Source organism: Methylosinus sp. PW1 (assembly GCF_000745215.1).
Taxonomy (GTDB): domain Bacteria; phylum Pseudomonadota; class Alphaproteobacteria; order Rhizobiales; family Beijerinckiaceae; genus Methylosinus.
This window is the reverse complement of record NZ_JQNK01000008.1, coordinates 453327-475941: the sequence shown is the minus strand read 5'-3', so window position 1 is coordinate 475941 and position 22615 is coordinate 453327. Positions and strand designations below refer to the sequence as shown.

The 22615-nt window shown below is 61.1% G+C and carries 22 protein-coding genes and 2 pseudogenes; 5 read left to right on the top strand and 19 right to left on the bottom strand.

Annotated features, from left to right (window positions below; all coding sequences use genetic code 11):
- Positions 1-32: 32 nt before the first annotated feature.
- From istA to K369_RS07880, 3 genes are read left to right on the top strand one after another with little or no spacing between them, the layout of a single operon-like run.
- Complete coding sequence (gene istA, locus K369_RS07890) at positions 33-1562, top strand: IS21 family transposase (RefSeq protein WP_156967678.1); 1530 nt, start codon at positions 33-35, stop codon at positions 1560-1562.
- Positions 1552-2334 carry an IS21-like element helper ATPase IstB gene (istB, locus tag K369_RS07885; protein ID WP_036286363.1) on the top strand — a complete coding sequence of 261 codons (783 nt, stop codon included), beginning with the start codon at positions 1552-1554 and terminating at the stop codon, positions 2332-2334. The genes istA and istB overlap by 11 nt, the downstream gene beginning before the upstream one ends.
- Positions 2225-4399, top strand: coding sequence for a recombinase family protein (locus K369_RS07880; RefSeq protein ID WP_371033310.1), 2175 nt, complete (start codon positions 2225-2227; stop codon positions 4397-4399). Before istB ends, K369_RS07880 begins: the two co-directional genes overlap by 110 nt.
- Positions 4400-4403: 4 nt before the next feature.
- Here K369_RS07880 and tnpB (K369_RS07875) read toward each other — a convergent pair whose 3' ends face one another.
- Entirely contained in the window at positions 4404-4649 is a 246-nt protein-coding gene (gene tnpB, locus K369_RS07875; RefSeq protein WP_084570571.1) for an IS66 family insertion sequence element accessory protein TnpB, read from the bottom strand.
- 3 nt (positions 4650-4652) lie between these two features.
- A complete protein-coding gene (locus K369_RS07870; protein ID WP_036289703.1) occupies positions 4653-5039 on the bottom strand; it encodes a transposase in 387 nt (128 codons plus the stop codon).
- 83 nt (positions 5040-5122) lie between these two features.
- On the opposite strand from K369_RS07870, the gene K369_RS07865 reads away from it, so the two are divergent.
- Positions 5123-6163 (top strand): IS110 family transposase, encoded by a 1041-nt coding sequence (locus K369_RS07865; RefSeq protein ID WP_036286117.1) that lies wholly within the window; start codon positions 5123-5125, stop codon positions 6161-6163.
- Between the two features lie 211 nt (positions 6164-6374).
- On the opposite strand, the gene K369_RS07860 is transcribed toward K369_RS07865, so the two are convergent.
- Positions 6375-6767, bottom strand: coding sequence for a helix-turn-helix domain-containing protein (locus K369_RS07860; protein ID WP_036289718.1), 393 nt, complete (start codon positions 6765-6767; stop codon positions 6375-6377).
- A gap of 98 nt (positions 6768-6865) precedes the next feature.
- On the opposite strand from K369_RS07860, the gene K369_RS28220 reads away from it, so the two are divergent.
- On the top strand, positions 6866-7057 hold the full coding sequence (locus tag K369_RS28220; RefSeq protein ID WP_198033078.1) for a transposase: 192 nt from the start codon (positions 6866-6868) through the stop codon (positions 7055-7057).
- Between the two features lie 55 nt (positions 7058-7112).
- Here the strand turns inward: K369_RS28220 and K369_RS26350 are convergent, their stop codons facing one another.
- The 16 genes and pseudogenes from K369_RS26350 to K369_RS07770 all read right to left on the bottom strand — a co-directional run bounded on the left by K369_RS26350 (position 7113) and on the right by K369_RS07770 (position 22614).
- Complete coding sequence (locus tag K369_RS26350; protein ID WP_156967791.1) at positions 7113-8552, bottom strand: hypothetical protein; 1440 nt, start codon at positions 8550-8552, stop codon at positions 7113-7115.
- Between the two features lie 18 nt (positions 8553-8570).
- Positions 8571-9259: pseudogene (locus tag K369_RS25485) on the bottom strand (IS630 family transposase); the annotation flags it as partial.
- Positions 9260-9322: 63 nt separating this feature from the next.
- Entirely contained in the window at positions 9323-10249 is a 927-nt protein-coding gene (locus tag K369_RS07835; protein ID WP_198033076.1) for a methyltransferase domain-containing protein, read from the bottom strand.
- Between the two features lie 178 nt (positions 10250-10427).
- Positions 10428-11522 carry a glycosyltransferase gene (locus K369_RS24590; RefSeq protein ID WP_051949140.1) on the bottom strand — a complete coding sequence of 365 codons (1095 nt, stop codon included), beginning with the start codon at positions 11520-11522 and terminating at the stop codon, positions 10428-10430.
- Positions 11513-12061, bottom strand: a complete 549-nt coding sequence (locus K369_RS07825; RefSeq protein ID WP_051949139.1) for an acyltransferase — start codon at positions 12059-12061, stop codon at positions 11513-11515. The genes K369_RS24590 and K369_RS07825 overlap by 10 nt, the downstream gene beginning before the upstream one ends.
- The gene (locus tag K369_RS07820; RefSeq protein ID WP_036289714.1) at positions 12058-13380 is read right to left on the bottom strand and encodes an O-antigen polymerase; all 1323 of its coding nucleotides are present in this window, start codon (positions 13378-13380) and stop codon (positions 12058-12060) included. The genes K369_RS07825 and K369_RS07820 overlap by 4 nt, the downstream gene beginning before the upstream one ends.
- Positions 13377-14540: a glycosyltransferase family 4 protein gene (locus K369_RS07815; RefSeq protein ID WP_036289713.1), complete on the bottom strand. Its 1164-nt coding sequence runs from the start codon at positions 14538-14540 to the stop codon at positions 13377-13379. The genes K369_RS07820 and K369_RS07815 overlap by 4 nt, the downstream gene beginning before the upstream one ends.
- Positions 14533-16041 (bottom strand): lipopolysaccharide biosynthesis protein, encoded by a 1509-nt coding sequence (locus tag K369_RS07810; RefSeq protein WP_084570566.1) that lies wholly within the window; start codon positions 16039-16041, stop codon positions 14533-14535. Before K369_RS07810 ends, K369_RS07815 begins: the two co-directional genes overlap by 8 nt.
- Positions 16042-16067: 26 nt before the next feature.
- Positions 16068-17126, bottom strand: a complete 1059-nt coding sequence (gene wecB / locus K369_RS07805; RefSeq protein ID WP_036289711.1) for a non-hydrolyzing UDP-N-acetylglucosamine 2-epimerase — start codon at positions 17124-17126, stop codon at positions 16068-16070.
- 392 nt (positions 17127-17518) lie between these two features.
- A pseudogene (locus K369_RS07800) lies at positions 17519-17837 on the bottom strand (transposase); the annotation flags it as partial.
- A 2-nt stretch (positions 17838-17839) separates the two neighbouring features.
- On the bottom strand, positions 17840-18601 hold the full coding sequence (locus K369_RS07795) for an AglZ/HisF2 family acetamidino modification protein (protein ID WP_036289710.1): 762 nt from the start codon (positions 18599-18601) through the stop codon (positions 17840-17842).
- Positions 18602-18603: 2 nt separating this feature from the next.
- Complete coding sequence (gene hisH, locus K369_RS07790; RefSeq protein WP_036289707.1) at positions 18604-19209, bottom strand: imidazole glycerol phosphate synthase subunit HisH; 606 nt, start codon at positions 19207-19209, stop codon at positions 18604-18606.
- Between the two features lie 173 nt (positions 19210-19382).
- Positions 19383-20138, bottom strand: coding sequence for a class I SAM-dependent methyltransferase (locus tag K369_RS07785; RefSeq protein WP_198033074.1), 756 nt, complete (start codon positions 20136-20138; stop codon positions 19383-19385).
- Between the two features lie 49 nt (positions 20139-20187).
- Positions 20188-21807: an IS66 family transposase gene (locus tag K369_RS07780; protein ID WP_036290333.1), complete on the bottom strand. Its 1620-nt coding sequence runs from the start codon at positions 21805-21807 to the stop codon at positions 20188-20190.
- A 69-nt stretch (positions 21808-21876) separates the two neighbouring features.
- Positions 21877-22224, bottom strand: a complete 348-nt coding sequence (gene tnpB, locus K369_RS07775) for an IS66 family insertion sequence element accessory protein TnpB (RefSeq protein WP_036289704.1) — start codon at positions 22222-22224, stop codon at positions 21877-21879.
- A 3-nt stretch (positions 22225-22227) separates the two neighbouring features.
- Positions 22228-22614 (bottom strand): transposase, encoded by a 387-nt coding sequence (locus K369_RS07770; RefSeq protein WP_036289703.1) that lies wholly within the window; start codon positions 22612-22614, stop codon positions 22228-22230.
- Position 22615: the final 1 nt, after the last annotated feature.

The following is a 22615-nucleotide window of genomic DNA, read 5'->3' as shown; positions in this document are numbered from 1 at the left end:
CGACCGTCGTGGGGGACCTTGGAGTGATCGACATGGAGTTATTGAGCGTCATCCGACGCTGGCGATATCGGCAGGAGTTTTCGATCCGGGAGATTGCGCGACGCACGGGGCTGTCGCGCAATACGGTGCGCAAATACCTGCGCTCGGACAGCGTGGAGCCGGGGTTCGCCACGCCCGATCGACCGAGCCGGCTCGATCCGTTCGCCGACAAGCTGGCGCACATGCTGCGTCAGGAGGCCGCAAAATCGCGCAAGCAGAAGCGGACGGTCAAGCAGTTGCACGCGGATCTGGTCGCCCTCGGCTACGACGGCTCCTACAATCGCGTGGCGGCGTTCGCGCGCGAGTGGAAGGCGGCGCGGCATCGGGAGCAGCAGACCTGCGGGCGCGGCGCGTTCGTGCCGCTGACGTTTCTGCCCGGCGAGGCGTTCCAGTTCGACTGGTCGGAGGATTGGGCGATCATCGCGGGCGAGCGGACGAAGTTGCAGGTCGCCCAGTTCAAGCTCTCCTACAGCCGTGCGTTCTTCCTTCGCGCCTACCCGCAGCAGACGCATGAGATGCTCTTCGACGCCCACAACCACGCCTTCCGCGTGCTGGGCGGCGTGCCCCGGCGAGGCGTCTACGACAACATGCGCACCGCGATCGACAAGATCGGGCGTGGCAAAGAACGCCAGGTCAACGCCCGCTTCGCCGCGATGGTCAGCCACTTCCTGTTCGAGGCCGCATTCTGCAATCCGGCCTCCGGCTGGGAAAAGGGGCAAATCGAGAAGAACGTTCAGGATGCTCGTCATCGCCTCTGGCAGCCAATCCCGAGCTTTCCGTCGCTGGCGGCGCTCAACGACTGGCTGGAGGCGCGATGCCGCGAGCTGTGGGCCGAGATTCCGCACAGCGCGCAGCCGGGGACGATCGCGGAGGCTTGGCGCGAGGAGGTTCCGCAACTGATGCAGCCTCCGCGGCCATTCGACGGCTTCGTCGAACACACCAAGCGGGTCACGCCGACGTGCCTGATCCATCTGGACCGCAATCGCTACAGCGTGCCGGCTTCATTCGCCAATCGCCCCGTCAGCGTGCGGGTCTACCCTGAGCGCGTCGTCGTCGCCGCCGAGGGGCAGATCGTGTGCGAGCACGCCCGCGTCTTCGCCCGGTCGCATGACGACAAGAGCGTGACGGTCTACGACTGGCGGCATTATCTCTCCGTCATCCAGCGCAAGCCGGGCGCGCTGCGCAATGGCGCGCCCTTCGCGGAACTGCCGGTCGCCTTACGGACGCTGCAACAGCGCATGCTCGAGAAGCCGGGAGGCGACCGTGAGATGGTCGAGATTTTGGCTCTGGTCCTACAGCACGACGAGCAGGCCGTGCTGACCGCCGTCCAATTGGCGCTGGAGGCCGGCGCGCCGACCAAGACGCACATCTTGAACCTGTTGCATCGCTTGGTGGACGGCAAGCCGGTCGACGCGCCGCCCGTGAAACCGCCCAACGCGCTGACGCTCACCACCGAGCCGCAGGCCAATGTCGAGCGTTACGACGCGCTGCGCAAGGGTCGGGAGGCGCGCCATGCGTCATAATCCCGCCGCCGGCGCCATCGTCATCATGCTGCGCAGTCTCAAAATGCACGGCATGGCGCAAGCCGTCAGCGAGCTGACCGAGCAAGGCTCCCCGGCCTTCGAGGCCGCGCTGCCGATCCTGTCGCAACTCTTGAAGGCGGAAACCGCCGACCGGGAGGTGAGATCGATCGCCTACCAGCTCAAGTCCGCGCGGTTCCCGAACTATCGCGATCTCGCCGGCTTCGACTTCGCCAGCAGTGAGGTCAACGAGGCGCTCGCGCGCCAGCTTCATCGCTGCGAGTTCCTCGAGGATGCGCATAACGCCGTCCTGGTCGGGGGACCTGGCACGGGCAAGACGCATCTGGCGACAGCGATCGGCGTCCAGGCGATCGAGCATCACAGAAAGCGTGTGCGGTTCTTCTCCACCGTCGAGCTCGTAAACGCGCTCGAAGCCGAAAAGCACCAAGGCAAGTCGGGCCAAGTCGCGGCGCGGCTCGTTCATTCCGATCTCGTCATCCTCGATGAGCTCGGCTACCTGCCGTTCAGCGGCTCCGGCGGGGCGTTGCTGTTCCATCTGCTGAGCAAGCTCTACGAGCGAACCAGCGTCATCATCACGACGAATCTGAGCTTCGGCGAATGGGCCGCCGTCTTCGGGGACGCCAAGATGACGACGGCTCTGCTCGATCGCCTCACTCACCGCTGCCATATCCTCGAAACTGGAAACGACAGCTTCCGGTTCAAGGACAGCTCGGCGAAGGCGGACAAACCTGCAAAGGAAAAGACCAAAACTTGACGACCGACTGAGCCGCAAGCCATCTTCAACCCGGGTCACTTCTCAATGGAAATCCCGGGTCAAATCTCGACGGAAATCTACAGCCAAGCGGCAATATGCGCTGCGCGGACGCGCTGTCGCCCTGGGTTGGCGCGACGAGCAGATCATCGTCATCGACAACGATCAGGGCGAGTCCGGCGCATCGGCGGCTTGGCGCGAGGGATTCCAGCGACTGGTCAGCGATGTCGGCCTGGGACGCGCCGGAATCGTGATGGGCCTGGAAGTCTCCCGTCTGGCGCGCAACAACGCCGATTGGCAGCGCCTGCTGGAGATCTGCGCCCTTGCCGACACCCTGATCCTCGACGAGGATGGCGTCTACGATCCGGCTAGCTTCAACGACAGGCTTTTGTTGGGTTTGAAGGGTACGATGAGCGAAGCCGAACTCCATGTCATCAAGGCGAGGCTGCGCGGCGGTATCCTCAACAAGGCGAAGCGTGGCGAGTTCCGCTGCCCGCTGCCGACCGGGCTGGTCTATGACCTCTCCGGCAACGTGGCGCTGGATCCGGACCTCCAGGTCAGGGAGACAATCGCTCATTTCTTCGAGACCTTCTCGCGCGTCGGCTCCGCGTCCCAGACCGTCAAGACCTTTCGCAAGGAAGGTCTTCTATTCCCCTCGCGCCTGCACAACAGCGAGACGGTCTTTCGGCCACTGACGGCTTCCACGGCGATGCGCGTCCTAACCAATCCGCGCTACGCCGGCGCCTACACCTATGGCCGACGACAGTTCCGGCGCACGATCGAGGGCAAGAAAACCGTGCGCGCCAGAGACGATGACGATTGGCTGGCCCGCATTCCCGGCGCCCATCCCGGCTATATCAGTTGGGAGCGGCACCAGGAGAACTTGAAGGTTCTCAAGGCGAACGGCCATGGCTATGACGCGGCGCGAACGTCAATTCCGAGAGAAGGCCCGGCGCTGCTGCAAGGACGGGCCATCTGTGGTCGATGCGGCGGGCATTTTAGGGTCCGCTATGCCGCCCGGCGGGGCCGACAGGAGGCGTGGTATGTTTGCGATCGCCCCCACAACTATCGCGGCGAACCCTCGTGCCAGTCGATCGCCGGACCTCCCGTCGATCAAGCTGTCGGCATGCTGATTGCCGACGAGATGACGCCGTTGGCCGTCGAACTGGCGCTCGAAGTGCGCAGGGAGATTCAGGCGCGTCATGAGGAAGCCGACCGGTTGCGTTGCCGTGCGATCGAGCGCGCCCAAACCGAAGCCGATCTCGCTCAGCGCCGCTTCATGCTGGTCGACCCCAACAATCGCCTCGTCGCCGACACGCTCGAAGGCGAGTGGAACGACAAACTCCGCATATTGGCCAACGCCCGCGAGGAGCGCCAGCGCGCCCACGAGCACGATCAATTCGTTCTTGACGACGCCATCCGTAAGCGGCTCATCGCCATGACGGTGGACTTCAAGAAGCTTTGGGCTGATCCCGATACCCCAAACCGAGAACGCAAGCGGCTGCTCGCCCACGTCATCGAAGACGTCACCCTCGTCAAGCTACAGGCGGAAGGAACCACCAAGGTTCATGTTCGGTTCAAGGGCGGCAAAATCCAGACGCTCACGACCTCGAGCCCGAAATCGTCCGCCCAGCAGATCAAGACACAGCCCGGCATCGTCGAACTGGTCGACAAGCTGCTCGACGACCACGTCTATTCCGAGATCGCCGAACTCCTCAACCAGCAAGGATATCGCCCGGGCGAGGCTGCGCGCCGCGGGCGCCACGACGCCCGCTTCACCCCCAAACGGGTTGCCTATCTCGTTCACGAATACAAACTGCGTCCCCGTTACGATCGACTGAGAGAGCGGGGAATGCTGACCAAGAAGGAAGCCGCGGCGCGTCTGAATATCCACGAGACCACCCTCACGAGCTGGGTCAAACATGGCCTCGTCACCGGGCATTCCTACAACGGGCACTTTTGCCTCTACGAAATTCCCGACAAAGACGTACCGCAAAAACAATGCAGCCGATGGAACCGTCTCGTTGACCGAGCCGCTGCCCGCGCACAAAACACCAGCGCGGCATAAACGATCAGCTGAAGCTGGAAGAGGTGTAGTATGAATGCAGATCGTTCGTAAACATGCATGCGCCCTGGCCGTCGTGCCAGATCAGCTTTATTCTGTCGCCTCGACGGCCTCGGAAGACGTAGAGATCGCCCGCGTGAGGATCACGCTTCATGCCTTCCTGCACAAGCAAGGCAAGAGTGTCGAATCCCTTTCTCATGTCGGTATGGCCGGCGCATAAGAACACATGAACGCCACCGCCGAAGGAGATCATCGCTCAGCGCTCCGCCTTCGACAAGGCGCCTATGACGCTCGCCAAGATCTTCGCATCGGGCGCGCCTTCGATCTTCATACGTGCGCCGCCCGCGAACTCGATGGTGATCATCGACGGCGCGGATTCCGACGCGGGCGCTGGCGCCGGGGGCGCGATCGTCAAAGGAACGAAAGTCGGCGCGTCTCTCGTGTCGAGCTCGCTCGATATCAATGGCGCCGCCGAGAGCGCTCTTCGCCACCGATAGACAAGACTCGGGTCGACGCCGGCCGCCCGCGCGATCTCCACGACGTTCGCCCCCGGAGCCGCGGCCGCCATGGCCAAGCGCTCCTTCTCGGCGAGAGAGTGCTTGCGACGTCGCTCGACCGACGTGATGACCTCGATGCGATCCATGGCTCTCTGTGACTATCCTGTGGCTAGTCACAGTGTCTTATCCGACGCGCTGATTCGTAAGGCGGTCGCTGTCGGACGAATACATGAAGACGAAGGTTTCCGTGCTCGGGATCGACATCGGCAAGAATATTTGCAGTCTCGTTGGCTTCGACGCGGCCGGGACGGTGGTCATGCGGCGGCGGGCGACGCGGGAGACGCTGATCGGCTTGGCAGCGAAGCTGCCGGCCTGTGTCGTCGCGATGGAAGCGTGCTGCGGCGCTCATCATCTGGGGCGGGTCTTCGCGGCTCATGGCCACGAGGTTCGGCTGATGTCGCCCGAATATGTTCGCCCCTATGTGAAAGCGCAGAAGAACGACGATCGCGACGCTGAAGGGATCGCCGAGGCGGCGACGCGGCCGACCATGCGCTTTGTGGAACTGAAAACGCAGGATCAGCTCGACATCCAGACGTTGCATCGGTCTCGCGACCGACTGGTCGGCGAACGGACGGCGCTGATCAACCAACTGCGGGCGATCCTTCTGGAGCGCGGAATCGTCGTTCCCAAGGGTAAACGTCATCTCGCGGATTATCTCGCCGTCATGCTGGACGAAGGGGGCCGACACACTTTGAGCGACCGGATGTACAGGCTCGTCGACGACGCTCGCACGCAATGGCGCGAGCTGGACAAGCGCATCGCCGCCTTCGACGCGGAGTTCACGGCTTTCGCCAAAGAGAACGAGGACGCCCGGCGACTGGCGACAATACCGGGCGTCGGCGCCCTGATCGCTTCGGCCTTGTTGGCGGCGATCGGAAAGGCCGAGACGTTCGAGCATGGTCGCGATCTTGCGGCCTGGCTCGGCCTGGTCCCCCGTCAGGCGACGACGGGGGGCAAGCCGAAACTGCTCGGGATCAGCAAGCGGGGCAACCGATATTTGCGCAGGCAACTCATCCATGGCGCGCGGGCGGCGCTCCCCCATGTCGCCAAACGCGACACGTCGCTCGGGCGGTGGCTGACGACGCTGCTCGCCCGCGTGCATCAGAATGTCGCGGTCGTCGCCTTTGCCAACAAGCTGGCGCGGATCTCCTGGGCGGTGCTGCGGCGTGGAGAAACATTTGCCGACAAGGAGGCGATCCTGGCGGCGTGAGACTGGTCGTTCGGCGCATGTGCTGCTGATCGTCCGACGATGTTTGCGGGTGGTGGATCGAAAGATGGCCTGACTGATAGTCGAACGGCGTTCTGGAAACCTGGTTCAAAAAACGGCGTTCGACGCCGAGACTTTTATGAGGACCGGAACGCGCGTATCTCCATCTTGGCCGGGGGCTCGCCCCGAGGCCGGATACGTTGACGCAGACCCATCAGAAGGCGCTCTCGATAAAACTGCTTGCAGACGGGGCGGGCCATACGTTTTTGAACGAGATGTCATGGCGATCGAAAAAGCGCCACAGCACCGACGACGAGAACCGCTCGCCGAAAGCTTGCAGCAGCCGATGCTCGATCTCGAGCAAGGTGAGGTCCGGCGTGCGGCGGACAAGGCCGAGGAGATAGTCGCGATGCGCTTCGATCCGTTTCGAGCGCTGGTCTCCCCCGCTCGGCGCCGGAGATATCTCGCCCGTGGTCTCGAAGCGTTTGACCCAGCGCACCGCGCTCGGAATGCTCACCCCGAACCGTTTGGCCGCCGCATTGCGCGACATGCCTTCCTCGACAACAGCCTTCACCACCCGCTCGCGAAGATCATCGGAAAGCGCCATCCCCGCCGCCTCCTTCCGCGGCGGGTCGTTTGAATCAGAGAAAGGCCGATTCGGGAATCCTAAAACGATTCATACCGTTCGGAGACTGCTCTAAGGTCGTGATTTCACAACACCCGCGCCGCAGTCAGCCGCGCAAAATCGATCTGGGAATATCTAAATGGCGACATCTGATCGAAAATTTCTTCGGCAAGCTCAAAGAGTTCAAACCCATCGCGATGCGGGCCGACAAGATAGATCAGAGCTTTTGCGCCATGATCCATCTCGCCGCCGCCGTGATAAGCTCACGCTGAATCCCAACAGGCCCTAATGTAAGAGTGGTGGACGACATTGTGGCATTTCTCGATTTTAAGACGTGACGGCTGTAGCAACGCCGGGAATTTTCCAGTTGGTCCCATCCGACGCGACAATCGAGCCCGTCCCAGCTCCCGTCGACTCTCCTATGTTGCAAGCGTCAGAGGCAAAGGCGATCGAACCTGCGCCAACTATGGAGGCCGGAGGTAAACCCGCTACGGTGTAAGATGGGACCTTCACAGGACCGCCCGCGAAGGTGTGAACGGCCGGCGTTGTCTTCGCAAAATCGTATTTGATACCGCCTTGTCCATCCGCAAGAATGATCGCATTAGACAGACCGGCGTCGAGGTCAAGGACATTGGAGCCTATGATTGTGTTGTATTGACCATGGATAATGCCACCACCGGAACTATACCCAATAACAGTATTTTGATCAGCGCTGTTCGGCGTGGCGGTTCCCGTTCCCGATCCTGCGTCGGTCGCCGTAAAATCAGTTCCAATATTATTGTTGGACGCGCCGATCAGTGTGAAATCGGTGGTCCCGAGGCTGGCGATTTTGTAGGACACGCCAACGACGAACGATCCTGCGGTCACCGCCTTACCGAGATCAACAAGCGCGCCGTATCCGACTGCGATATTGCGGGAGCCGGTCCTGTTCGAAAGAAGCGCCATAGCGCCACTTGCGACGCTGTAGGCTCCGGTCGTGTTATAGTAGAGCGCCTGATAGCCGTTCACAGTGTTGCTATCGCCGGTCTGATTAGAATAAAGCGCGTTCGCTCCGCTGGCGGTATTGTAGCTGCCTATCGTGTTTGATAGAAGCGCCCAATGCCCACTCGCTGTATTACTGTTGCCGGTCGTATTTCTATAGAGCGATTCATATCCATGGGCGCTGTTGTCATTGCCGGTCGTGTTCACCCCTAGCGCGGTGACTCCCGTCGCAGTGTTGCTGCCGCCAGTCGTATTGTTTAGAAGAGCGGAATGTCCGCATGCGGTATTGTCGCCTCCGGTCGTGTTTAATTGGAGCGCGTTGGTTCCAATCGCGGTATTGCGGAAGCCCGTTGTGTTTGAAAGGAGAGCGTTGGCTCCGCTCGCGGTGTTGTTAAAGCCGGTCGTGTTTGATTGGAGCGACTGGTATCCGCACGCGGTATTGTCGCCTCCGGTCGCGTTTGATCGGAGCGCATTGGTTCCAATCGCAGTGTTGAAGCCTCCGGTCGTGTTTGATTGGAGCGCGTTGGCTCCAATCGCGGTGTTGAAGCCTCCGGTCGTGTTTGATTGGAGCGCTTGGTATCCGCTCGCGGTGTTGTAGTTCCCGGTTGTATTAAAGGCAATGGCGCTTTGGCCATAGGCCGTGTTTGTAGCGATGTTACCTGACCCTGGCGCGTAGAACCTCGTTGCGCTGACATCCATTCCATCGAAATTCGTGCCCGCCGCCCCGTCGAATGCGCCGCTGTTGTTGTACTGAAGTTGACCGTTGGAGCCGCCGGGAGTAGTCATTATACCAATCCTCACTGATCAAAACCTATGCGCCCAATCGCGCAACCCGATGGATATGATGCGCCACGGCTGGTCGATGAGCTTGTTCCAAGCGGCGCAACAATGATCGACGATATCATCGTAGGATTTGAAAACGCGGTTGGACAGCCAGTTGTCGCGCAGGAACTGCCAGACGTTTTCAGCCGGGTTCAGCTCTGGACATTTCGCTGGCAAGGGAACGAGCGTGATGTTGGGCGGAACGACCAGCTTGTCGGTCATGCGCCAGCCGGCGCGGTCGACGACGAGAGCGGCGTGGGCGTCCGGCGCGACCGTTTTGCTGATTTCGGCGAGGAGCAGATTCATCGCGTAGGTGTTGCAGGCGGGGAGAACCAGCGCCGCGCCCTTGCCGTCCTTCGGACAGACGGCGCCGAAGATGTAGGTCGAGGCGGTGCGCTGATCGTGGGGCGCGCTCGGCCTCGATCCGCGTTTCGCCCATCGGCGCGTGATCTTGTTCTTCTGGCCGATGCGCGCCTCGTCCTCGAACCAGATTTCTATCTTGTCGGAGGCGACGCGCTTTTCGCGCGCGATTTCCTCCAGACGAGTTGGGAAACTTTTTTAAAATCCTGGATCGCGCCTTCGGCCTGGGCATGATGACGCGGCCGCGCCGACAGCTTGCGATAGCCCATTTTGCGCAGCTCGCGGCTCATGGTCTGCTCCGAGACGACGACGCGGACATGAGTCAGCATCTCAGACGGTTGGTATTACAACCGGGAAAACGAAGAGAGTGAGGGTTACTTTCTGGCCTGTATGAACGCGCCGGAGCATTTGAGATCGGATTGGGACAGGTGGCAGAACCGCGGGGCCAGTTGCCTTGGGGAAATATTCCTTTCCGACTCCACTTTCATCTCCCGACTGAGGGTAAAGCCGGCCCGTTGCAATTGGCCGATGTGGCTGGAGTGCGGCAGACGGTTGATCGCCTTCGGTCGCCGGCCATTCAGCAAAGTCCATGTGAGATCGGAATGCGTCCAATGTCCATCCCATGTGGAAGCCATTCCGTGAGACTTGTAGTCAATCTGGTGCGACATGAAGCCGCCCGGCCTCAGCCAGCGGTACATCGCTGAATAGATCGGCCCGATGCGTTCAATGTGTTCCAGCACCGCTTGGGAGAGGATCATGTCGAGAGATTCGGCCGGGACTATGGAGGGGTCGTCCCACGGCGCGAAGTAACGAACCGACAGGCCGTCCGCCTGACCGTGGACAACGGCTCTTCCGATGGCGTCGATGCGGTCCGGCCCGAGGGAGGCCGACAGGCGCTCGCCCGTGAGGATGTGCGAGGGAAAGTCAGACGAGGCCAACGCCGGCTTATGCCTCCCTTGTCCGGGGATCGGCGCGCGGGTTTTGAGAAGGTCAACAAGTTCGGGCAGAAGCCGTAGGCTAATTTCGCGATTCGCATAGTGAGAGGCGTCGACCGCGTAGTAAGCGCTCGCCCCGGTAAGGAGGGCGCAGATGCCAACGCCAAGCGATGCGCCGGGGCCAAGTTCGCCGACCGCCTCGGGGGACGCGTTCAATCCGCTTTCGGCAGCGTGGATCAGGTGCCGCAGCCATACGGAATAGCAGTATTCGGCCGTGACTGCTCCGCCGGGCGGCTGCGCCCGATACTTGGCGTGGAAGCCCAGATAGCCCGGCACGAATGTAGCTGTGCCCTTGAGGAGCAACATAGCCGTAGTTCTGTCCATAGCCACATCTCCGATCGCGGAGGAGGACAATCGCTCCGGTCAAGCCGAGTGGATCACTACACTTCAGACCCTTTTGGGGCGAGCGACGGCCGAGACGGGGTGGGCTTCGGCTTGTCGTTCGAACCGAAAGAGCTATGCTGGAATTCCACGATGGCATGAATCAAGCGGCGGATTTCTTCTCGGCGGCGTCTCTTGTGTCCGCTCTCAATGTCGACAAGGTCTCCAAAAACTGGCGCGCGCGGCTGACCACGTCATGGCCGTCGACCCAGATCCGCTGTCGTCCTCCCGCAGCGATATGCGCGCGCAGCCGGCCGTCGGCGAGGAGTTTTTCGGCCTTCGCGAGCAGCTCCCCGCGCGAGGAGAAGAAGCAGGCTTCCTTATCCTCGCAAAAAAGCTGCATGAGCTCGGGCGTGCGCTCGGCCAGCATCACACTGCCGACAGCCGGAATCTCGAAGCAGCGCCTTGTATAGCCGTCGCGATTGAGCTTCGACATGTAGCACAGGCAAATCTTCGCACCCGCCAGCGCCTTGGCATAGTCGGACCCAAGCGCCGGTCGGATTGGTTTGGGAATCGGAATATCTTGAATTGTTTTCGAGTAACGCCACGAGGAATCTCCCCAGACCCTAACTCGAATTCCCCTCTCGGTGAGCGCGCGGATGTCCGCGTCGCGGCCGTCGTTCTCATAGTGACCGACAAACGCCACATCGGCGCCGAACCGTGCCTCGTCAACCGCATCGAGTCCTACCGGACGATCCCGCCAGGGCAGGAAATATGGTAGCATTGTCCGCGCCTGCTTGGCACCCTCGGCCAATGCCTCTTGGCAGTTTACGTCCCGAAAAAAGAAGTTGAAGTCGAATTCTGGCAGTGCCTTGCGATAGAGCCGCCACATCTCGCGGACCCGCCACTTCGGATTGCGCGCGGCTTGCGGACTAAACGGATCATCGTTGTTAAATGAGATCGTCGTAATTCCCATGGCGCGCAACGAACGGATGGTGCTCGTCAAAATGTGCGTTGGTCGCCAGAATAGAATCGCTTCGGGCCGTTCGCTTTCGGCCCGCGCCACTAGTCGGCGGCCATCCGCGACAGCAGCCGGCCCGGCAATGGGCAGCGCCTCTGAAAGGCTCCCAAGAAAGCCCGGTGCGCTGACGATCCGCGACTCCAGCACCAGAGCACCGTTTTCACGTAGGCCGCAGGCAAACCCCTCTTCATATTGCGGCCAGCGCCACGCTCCATGGATCATTATCTTCATGGCCATGCAGGTCCAGGCTTCGAAATTTCCCTTGCCGGCGCGCCGGCCAGCACCGCGCCGGGGCCGAACGACCGGGTCACGACCGCGCCAGCGCCCACGACGCACCCATCGCCGAGCTCTACACCTGGCAGCACAACCGCGTTCTTTCCCAACCAGCAATTGCGACCGATCTTCACCGGCGCATCGGGCATGGAGTTGGACAGATTCGACGGATCGTGGTTGGAACTGACGATGCCCACTCCAAAGCTGAAAATTGTGTCGTCACCGATTTCGACGCCGTTGAAGGCCTGAATGTAGCAGCCGCCGCTCACCGCAAATGATTTGGCGACATTGCGGCCGATGCGGATGTTGTCGGGCCTCTGAACGCGGCTGGTGAAATGCACGGACCATTTGGTGTCCGAATTGATGCGAAATATCCGCTGGAACAAAAAATTGACTAGCAGGATGCGCCGCGGTACCGAGCCATAGCCCCATTCGCGCCGCTGACGCAGAAAAGGAATGGCTGAAATCGTGGCGGATATTATGCGCTTGATGAGGCTTTTCATCGCGCTCTCTCGCAGGGGGCGCAATGCGAGGCGCCGCGCGGTTTCGCGAGCGCCTGCCTGGACGTAAGGAAATTGAGAGCGAGGAAGACCGGCGCGACCAGCACCAGCAGATCGAACAGGCTATAGAGCCCGCCATGGAATGCCCAGAACTGGAAGTAATAGAGGATCAACGCGGTTGCGAGCGAATGGCCAGACCCCACGAACCGCCTCGCGATCGTGACGAAGAGGAACAGGAAGAGCGGCGACAGGATCACGCCAACAATCCCGAAGTTGAGATAGACCTCGCCGATAAACGAGGGTGAGACCGCCGACGGCTGGTCGAAATTGCCCACCGTGGTGAAGTACCAGTAAGACGAATAATCGCGTATCAGCCCCACACTGCTATTAAACGCCATGTTGTAGAAAGGGCCAAGCAGCGACTCGACGTAATGGAGCCCGAAATAGCTGCCGGTAGCGGGAAATGTGCGGAAGATGAAAGCCTGGTTAGGCAGGCGGGTGGTGTCGATCGCCAGCGAGGCGATCGCCTGTTCTCCGTTCATCTCCAACTCGGCATCCGCCTGCATCTCTCGAAAGCTGCCCCACACCAGGGCGATCCCGACCACCGACACGGCGACGAGGATCGTCCTGAGATTGAGCGCGCGCATCAGCGGTTCTTCGCGCCGCGAAAGCAGGAAGGCCAGCGCGAGAATGATGATGACGTTCAGCACCCGGCCGCGGCCGCCGAGGGGGACGAAGACGATGCCGACGAGCACGATCGAGACTAGGGCCAAGAGCAGGTTCCGGGGGCGCGGATGATCGATCGCGAAGCCGCCGACGAGCATCGACGCCGAGATGAGGAACATAGCCAGATAATAGTAGACACCGATGCCGACGCCCGCATATTCGCCGAGATTGATGCGGTACCGCGCGAGGTCGGGGGAGAAATAGGCCCCCGGGCCGATCTGGAAGATGAACAGTGCGGCGAACAGCGCCGTGACCGCCAGAATTCCGACCAGGGTCGATGTGGCTGTAGGCCGAAACTTGGCCGAGCCAATGGACGGCTTCCGCGTCGTTTCGAACAGGAACAGATAACTCCAGAGAAAATACTGGCCGATGATAAGGCTGACAAGATAGGCGCCGGAGAAGTCGGAGAAGGACGCAAGCGTGTAGGTGGAGTTTTGCGACAGCAGCACCAGCAGATTGCCAATGACATAGTGCATCGTCCATCCCAGCACGAACGCGGCCTGATAAACGGTCGAATGCCTGAGATAGCGGGGGATTAGTATGGCTGCGGTGATCAGGTTGATCGCCGTCAGACAGTAAATGCCGGTTTCGTTCACTTGGCCAGTCCGTTCTCGGCTCTTTCGATCAGCCCGCTGTGAAATGCATAGCGGGTGAACATTCGGGCGGTCGAAAACCGCTCCGCCACCCGGAGCCTAGCGGCGTCCGACATGCGCTGGGCGCGCTCCCTGTCGGCTGCGAGTTCGGCCACGATCCTTGCCCATTCGCCGGCATCGAGCGACCGTCCGAATCCCGAAACGCCTTCTTCGATGATAAAACGATAGTCCGCGTCCTGGTCGGACACAATCGGGACAAGGCCGCAGTCCATCGCTTCGAGCAGCGCATAGTTGCAGTAGATACGGTCCGCCGGGAGCAGGAAGATATCATGCTCGCGGTAGAAAGATTGCGGATCCTTGCTGAACGGCGCAATTGTCACCATCTGTTCCACGCCGTGGCAGGCGATCGCCTGTTTCAGTGATGACGCCTCGGATATGAGCAAGGCCGAACTGTCCTTTTCGCCCGCGATGGTCATGGAAAACCGCACGTCTCGGTCGCGAAGCGCCGCCGCCAGATCGGCGCAGAAACCGACATGGCGCATTGGGACAAAGGAGTTCAGGAACAGCAACCGTATCTCGGGCGCCGAAAGAATCGGCACCCTTTCGCGGTTTCTGACCGGAACCGTGTTGTGAAGCTCGATTGTTTTGTCCGACGCGTAGACGCCGGCGCGCGTCAGCGTGTCGATCATGTAACGCTCCTTGAGAACGACGAGCTGCGACGCATGCATCGCCGTGCGGAAAAACAGGCGTTGCCACCAAGCAAAGTTGTCCCAATCTTCTAGCAGGCCGCGGCACCACAGTACGACCGGAATGCCTTTCAGCTTCAGTACCAGGAGATAGGCGGAGGCGGCGAGTATATGATAGTCACAATAGAGGTCCGCGTGATGGTAGTCGCGGCGGCGGATCACGAGCAACGCCATTAAGATGTCGCGCAGCATTCGTCTGATTGTAGGCCGGTGGGGGGGGCCGGCGAGAAATGTCGCGCCGGCATTCTTCGCAACGCGGCGGCTATAGTCGGTGTCGTCATGGGTATAGACGGCGTAGCCATAGCCGAGGCTCTTTAGGTGATCAGTGAAATAGAAGAGCTTTGGCATGACGAGGTCGGCGCCGATCACCAGAACTCGACGCCTCTTGTCTGACGGGATTGCGCCTTGCTCAGCCATTGGCGAATCTCGCGAGAAGCGGAACGCGCTCGATGACCCGCGCCACCGGCTCCGGAAGCGAAATCCCTGCCCCCAGAACCAGCAAGGGCAGGAAAACAACTCCATAGAGGATCGAAGACACGGCGAGCCTGATAAATGGGGGGTATTCCGCCGTCAGAGACAGGGCCAGAAACTCAAGCGGAGTAGCCGCAAGGCTGACTCCGATGATTTTGAAGATCGTCGTCCAAGGCAACAGGCTCCGCACGCTGGTTTCGAACCCCTTCGCGATTTTGAACAGGTTATATGGCACCGTCCAGAAGTATAGCGTGACAACCAGGCCGAGCGCGGCGCCCTTGTATCCGAAGGCGCGCACGAACACATAGCAAGTCGCGGCATTGATCATCAAGTCGACGATACTGCGGAATAGCACGACATGCGACATTCTCAGCGCCATTAGCGCCGCGCCATAAACAACGATCCGGGTCGGCATAGTCGCCAGATAGATGGTGAACGGGATAGCGCTATCGGCATAGGCCTCAGAATAGAGAAACTCGATGAACGGCCCAGCGGCAATAGCAATGAACACAGTCACCGGAAACAGGATACAAGCTGTCTCCGCCGCCGCCTGGCGGAACAGGGCGATAGCCTCCGCTTTCACCCCCGCCGCGCACGCATTGGACATTTCCGCAAAAAGCACGGTGCCGATCGCGCTGACGACGATGCCGACAAACGGTACTTCGATCGCGCCATTGGCGTAAATTGCGAATTGCTCCGGCGTGGTCATCGTGGCGACTATCAGGGAATGGAGCTGCAAAGTCAGCACGCCGAGCATGGAGGCGAGGCCCATCGGTAGCGACAGCTGCAGAATGTCCACCATGCCGGACAAGCGCGGCGGCCGCCAATGTCCCTCGAAGAGAGCGCTCATCAACAGGAAAGCGATCGGCATGAAGATCGCCGCCGCGCAGATTCGCGCCGCTGCCAACCAGGCATAACCCGGTCGCCACAGGACCGCGCCAATCGTGAGCGCCCCCGTGACGATGCCGACCATCATGTTGAATACGGCGAGGGAACGCACGCGCTCGCCATAGACGAGGATTGTGGAGATGACCGTAGTCGGCAGCATTAGTAATGGGTATATCGAGAGCCAAGGCAGCGTGGTGGCGAGTGCGGTGTTTCCGAAAAAATCGGCTACCAGCGTCGCCCCGCCCAGCAGGAAAAAAGCCGCGAAAGCCAGCGCCGCTATTGTCAGAATGGTGAAGACATCCCCAAGTAAGCCTTTGGTATCCGCTCCTGCGCGAGGAAGCATATAATAGAGCGTGGCGGGGATGCCGAGTTGCAGCAGGGGCGCGACAAAATCATAGACCAGAAAGGTCTGGCGATAGGTCGCGAAGTCTGCCTTGCTGAGAACGCGCGAAGCGACCATGGCTAAGGCCAGTCCGCCTAGCATTGCCATGGCATTTCCCAGCGAAAGCGCGACAACCTTAATGGACCGCCCCTGCTTGGCGGCAGGAGTGGAAAGCATCACTCTCGCACCCGTAGGCGCCTTTGTCACAAGGGCCGCTCTTTCTCGAGCGCTTCTACCACGCGCGCAACAGCACGGCCGTCTCCGCCATACAGCACGGCATGTTCGTCGAGCCGCACCGCCGATTTCGTCGCGTCGAGGATCGCGCAGGGGTCGGCGCCCGCCAAACGGTTCCAGCCCGTTTCGAGGGTTTCCACCCATTCGGTTTCATCTCGCAGGGTCACGCACGGCACCTTAAGCCAATAGGCTTCTTTCTGAAGTCCACCCGAATCCGTCAGCACGAGCGCGGCGTTCCGCAAGGCTGTGACCATGTCTATATAACCGAGCGGATCACAGGCGACGACGTTACTCGGAAGAGACAGACCGGCCTTATCGAGGGCGTCGCGGGTTCGCGGATGGAGGGGGAGCAGGACAGGCCGGTCCATCGCGGCGAACGCCGTGACGATGCCGCCGAGCCGCTTCGGATCATCGGTGTTCTCCGCCCGATGGACAGTCGCGAGCGCATACGCGCCTGGCTCGAGCCCAAGCCGCCTGACCACATCGGAAGAGCCGCTTGCAGCCATTAGCAGCGCATCGGCCATCACGTCGCCGACCACCTCGACCCCGGCGATAATACCCTCCTTGGCGAGGTTGTCGGCCGCGGTCTGGCTGGGGCAAAGCAGCAGCGACGACAGATGGTCAGCCACGACCCGGTTCACTTCTTCGGGCATCTGGCGGTTGAAGCTGCGCAGCCCGGCCTCGACATGCGCGATGGGCACATGCACCTTCGCGGCCGCCAGCGCCGCCGATACGGTGCCGTTGGTGTCACCGTAAATAGGCACCCAGTCAGGCTTTTCCGACAAACGCAGTTTTTCAACGCCCACCAGCATCTTGGCTGTCTGATCGGCATGGCTTCCGCCCCCGCCCCCCAGATGCACGTCCGGCTGCGGAATGCCGAGTTCGTCAAAGAATATGTCCGACATGTTGGCGTCGTAATGCTGACCGGTGTGGATAATGATTTCATCATGGCGGCGGCGCAGCTCCCGGCTTGTTGGGGCGGCCTTCACGAACTGGGGGCGCGCGCCCAGTACGGTTACGATTTTCATCCTGCGCACTATCGCATAGTCCTTTAATCAGACTTCACTCAAAATGATTGCACGAGATATCATCGCTTTGCGAGTTTGCGCATGAGCCTGTGGCAATGGGCGAACGAGACAAAGGTGAGAACGTTTTCGATTGTGGCTCGTGTCATTGGCGAGCGCCCGACATCGTTCAAGCCACTCGGTCTTCCGATTGATGATCCAACGCCCCGCAACAAGCCCAAACCCCTCGCTCGCGCGACAGCTGCTTCGCCGATTTCGATGGTCCAATCGCACTTGGCTTCAAGCGCATCCTTCAATTTGTCTCCGGCGTAGCCCGTGTCGCCGAACACATTCGGCAGCCATGAGCAAGAGCCGATCAAGCCAGAACCAGCAATAATAATATCAATCCTCACTGATCAAAACCCATGCGCCCATTCACGCAGGCCGATGGACATGATGCGCCAAGGCTGTTCGACGAGCTTGTTCCAAGCGGGCGCAACAATGATCGACGATATCATCGTAGGATTTGAAAACGCGGTTGGACAGCCAGTTGTCGCGCAGGAACTGCCAGACGTTTTCGGCCGGGTTCAGCTCTGGACATTTCGCCGGCAAGGGAACGAGCGTGATGTTGGACGGAACGACCAGCTTGTCGGTCATGCGCCAGCCGACGCGGTCGACGATGAGAGCGGCGTGGGCGTCCGGCGGCTGCGTGACAGCGCATGAAAACTCACTCAGGATTATCGGGCGAACAACTCCTCTTTGCGAAGACGATCCGGATAATTAATCAGCACAGCGCGATATTTGCCCTTGAACACGAACAGGCTGCCGGCCGCGGCGCCGATGATGGGAAAGCGGGCGATGAGGCCGGCGATGTCGTCGAGGCTGCCGGCGCCGCCCATTACCGTCATCGGCAGGCTCGTCGCGGCGCGACAGCGCCCAACGAGATCGAGATCGTAGCCAGTCATCATGCCATCTCGGTCGATGTTGTTTACTATGACCTCGCCGGCGCCCGCCCGCTCGGCCCAGGAGGCCAACTCCTCGACGGTCTTGCCCGTCGCCCGCGTACCATTGTGCATGTAGACCTCATAGCGGTCGCCAGACCTGCGCACGTCAGCGACGACGGCGGTGCTCTGGCTGCCCAGCCTGGCCGCTGCGACCGTGATCAGTTCCGGCGTAACGATAGCCGCGGCACCAAGCGCCACTTTCTCCACGCCGAGCCCTACGATCCGCTCCACCTGCTCGACCGTGCGCACGCCCCCAGCATAGGCGAGCGGCATCCGGCACTCTGCGGCGAGGCTGGCGATCAGGGCGTAATCCGGCTCCGCACCGCGAACGGTAGCGTCGATGTCGGCGATGAATAATTCGTCGACTTCCTTCTCGTTGAAGATGCGCACCGCATTGACGGGATCGCCGACATAGGTAGGCTCGGTGAACTGGCGCGTCTTAACGAGGCCGCGCTCGTGCACGAGCAAACAGGGGATGATGCGGGGGCGGAGCAATGTCAAGCCTTCGCGAAATTCTTAAGCAACCGAACACCCCAGCCATGACTCTTCTCGGGATGGAACTGCGCTCCGTAGACATTGCCCGATTGCACGACGCTGGCGAAAGGCTGCCCGTAATCGGCTGTCGCGATAGTCACGCTCTCATCTTTGGGCACAAAACAGTAGCCGTGCAGGAAATAAAAGCGGGCCTCAATGTCGAGCCCGTTGATGAGCGTAGAATGCCGGACCGCCGAGACGTCGTTCCAGCCCATGTGCGGCAGCATCAACCCTGGCCTAGACGGCAGGCGCTCCACGCTGGCCGCGATCCAGCCCAATCCCGGTTCCATGCCTTCGGCGCTCTTCTCTGCCATCATCTGCATGCCGACGCAAATCCCGAGAACCGGCCGGCGGGCATTTATCACCAGTTCGTCTAGCGTCCCCCGCAAACCGGAGCGCGCGAGGCTTTGCATCGCCCAGTCGAATGAGCCGACGCCAGGAAGGATCAGGCGGTCGGCCCGCCGCAAGTCATCGGCCGTGGACGCGAGTACAGCCTCGATGTTGAGCCTCTTGTACATATTGGCGATGGCGGTGACGTTGCCGAGGCCGTAGTCGACGATGGCGATCATAACTAACTCACGGCCCTTAGCGGTCGGCTGGCCGCCCGACGATTCCCACGGGGCATTATGCCTTCCTTCTAAAGTGGTTGATATAGAAACAAATGCCCAGGAACGTTCCCGCAACATCAGCGTCATTCCCGGCGCTCTAATTACACACGAACTGCACCAAGGTCGTCCGCAATCTATTCGCTGGCGCAGACACTACCCGAAGAAATTGACCTCCGTCCCCTGTAACTGGTGAATCCCCAGTCGGTCGGGTGGACATCGCTAAAGCCTGCGTTCTTGAACCAGCGATAGACGTCCACGCTACTGTGGGTCGACTGGTAGCTCGGCGTGACGCTGTCGAACGTATCGAGCAAGGACCAGCGAATGTCGGGCAGGCAAGCAATCGGCAGCACCACCCGGAACGGCAGCGATACGAGGCGCGACAATCTCGAAATTGGCCAGATCAGGTAGACCGCAGCGTAGGAGTAGAACAGCGCGGGATAATGCCCCAGTACCGGCCACAGCGCCTTGAACGTCTTACGCAGTAGGGTGACCGTCGGGAAGTCGTAGGTCGCCCCGCCAGCGCCATAAACGCAGAGAGAAAATGCTCCCCTGTGCTTCAAGACTCGCCGTGCCTCGACGACGCCAGCATAGGGATCTGGCGTGTGGTGCAGGACACCGATGGAAAACGCTTCGTCGAACATGCCGTCGGCGAACGGCATCTGCAGTGCATCTCCCTGCACCATCAGCAGATCGTCGCGCCGATCTCCGACGTTCTCGAGCAGGGCGTCAATGGCACTTGAATAGTCGAGCGCGACGACCGTTCCGCTTTGCGCCAGAGCAATGTCTGTAAAGCGTCCCGGACCGCTGCCGATGTCGAGCACTAGTTTCCCGGAGAGGTCTCCGTCGAGTTCGGTAATCTTGCAGAACATCGATCGGGTGTGGCCTTCCATCGTATTCATCTGGCGAAGGCCGCAGAGATTTCCGGCAAGGCCGAAATCTTTAAGCGGCGATTTCGTCCGCTGCTTTCGGCGTGGATGCGCGCTCTGCCTTCCAGCGCCATGGCAGAAGCTCGTCGACCCTCGTAGCCGGATGGTCGGGCAATTTGGCGAGGACATGCGCGAGCCAGGCTTGCGGGTCCACGTCATTGAGCTTGCAGGACTCGATCAGTGAAAGAACGGCGGCGGCTCGGCGTCCGCCCTCGTCGGAGCCGACGAATTTCCAGACGCGGCGCCCGATCGCTGCGCCACGCAAGGCGCGTTCGGCGGCATTATTGGAGAGACAGATATGCCCGTCGTCGAGAAATCGTGTGAATGACGCCCAGCGATTGAGGCTGTAGTTGATCGCCTTGCAGATATCGCTCTTGACTGAGACGAGCGCGCGTTGCTCTCGCAGCCACGTTTCCAGCGCGTCGACCAGCGGCTTCGATTGCGATCGACGCGCCGCCTTTCGTTCGTCGGGCGGCTTTCCGGCTATGACGCGCTCGATCTCGAACAGCTCGTCGATACGGCGCACCGCCTCGATTGCGATCGGCGCCTTCGCGAGCTTGGCGAGCTCGAAGAATTTGCGCCGGCTATGCGCCCAGCACGCCGCCTCTAAAATCGGTCCTGGCTTTCGTTTCCCATCATAGAGCTCATTGAATCCGGCGAAGGCGTCGGCTTGCATGACGCCGGCCCAGCCGGAAAGATGAGCGCTGGGATATTCGCCATGGCGCGACGCCGAATATTCAAAGAAAGCCGCAGGCGGAGTCTTTCCGCCGAAGGGTCGATCGTCGCGCAGATAGACCCAGAGGCGGCCGGTTCGCGTCTTCGTCTTCGCCAACACCGGAACCGTAGTGTCGTCAGCGTGGATCCGTTCGGCGGCGAGCACATGACGACGTAGCGCGTCGAGAATGGGCTCGAGCGCGACGACGCAGGCGCCGACTCGATCGGCGAGCGTCGACGTGTCGATCTCGACGCCTTCGCGCCTGAAGGTCGCGCTCTGAAGATTGAGCGGCTGATGCAGCAGAAACTTGTTCACCAGAACCATCGCCAGCAAGCTCGGCCCGGCGAAGCCGCGCGGGATCGGATGCGACGGCGCCGGCGTCTCGGTGATGGAGTCGCAATCGCGGCAGGTGAACTTCTCGCGCACATGCTCGACGATCTTCCAGCGACGCGGCTCGCATTCGAGCGTCTTCGTCACCTCCTCGCCGAGCTTGTGCAAGCGCAGGCCGCCGCATTTGCCGCAGGCGCAGGGAGCAGGCTCCACGATCCGCTCGACGGGGAGATTCTCCGGCAGCTTGCGTGGGCCGCGCGGTCCTCTCGGAGCCCGCGTCTTGCCGGCTTTCGGCGCGGCGAGATCGGCCTTTGCCTCTTCGGCTCCTTGCGCTTCTTCCAGATCCTCGATCGCCAGCTCGAGCTGCTCGACGAGCAGCTTGGCGCGTTCGGATGATTGACCGAAGGCCTCGCGCCGCGCTTTGGCGAGCAGCAGCTTCAACCGCTCCACCTCGAGCGCGCGAATCTTCGCTTCGCTCTGCGCGATGATGCGCGCCGCCTGCTCTTGCTCCAGCAGCTCGCGCTGCGCGAGGATCAGCGCATGCGCGCTCGCGAGGTCTGAGGGAAGCGGCTCGAAGCTCGTCGTCACGAAGCGAAGTAGAGCATATTCGCGTCGAAAAATCTCGGCCAAATTATCACTCGGCGCGATCGGCCGCGTTTATCCCGCGGCGCTCGGACGCCATGTTTTCTGGGGCATTCGCCAATCGATTCCGTCGAGAAGAAAGGCCAGTTGCGCGGCCGATATCGCCGCCGCGCCGCTCGCCGCCGAAGGCCATATGAATCGTCCGCGCTCGAGACGTTTCGTAAACATGCATGCGCCCTGGCCGTCGTGCCAGATCAGCTTTATTCTGTCGCCTCGACGGCCTCGGAAGACGTAGAGATCGCCCGCGTGAGGATCACGCTTCATGCCTTCCTGCACAAGCAAGGCAAGAGTGTCGAATCCCTTTCTCATGTCGGTATGGCCGGCGCATAAGAACACATGAACGCCACCGCCGAAGGAGATCATCGCTCAGCGCTCCGCCTTCGACAAGGCGCCTATGACGCTCGCCAAGATCTTCGCATCGGGCGCGCCTTCGATCTTCATACGTGCGCCGCCCGCGAACTCGATGGTGATCATCGACGGCGCGGATTCCGACGCGGGCGCTGGCGCCGGGGGCGCGATCGTCAAAGGAACGAAAGTCGGCGCGTCTCTCGTGTCGAGCTCGCTCGATATCAATGGCGCCGCCGAGAGCGCTCTTCGCCACCGATAGACAAGACTCGGGTCGACGCCGGCCGCCCGCGCGATCTCCACGACGTTCGCCCCCGGAGCCGCGGCCGCCATGGCCAAGCGCTCCTTCTCGGCGAGAGAGTGCTTGCGACGTCGCTCGACCGACGTGATGACCTCGATGCGATCCATG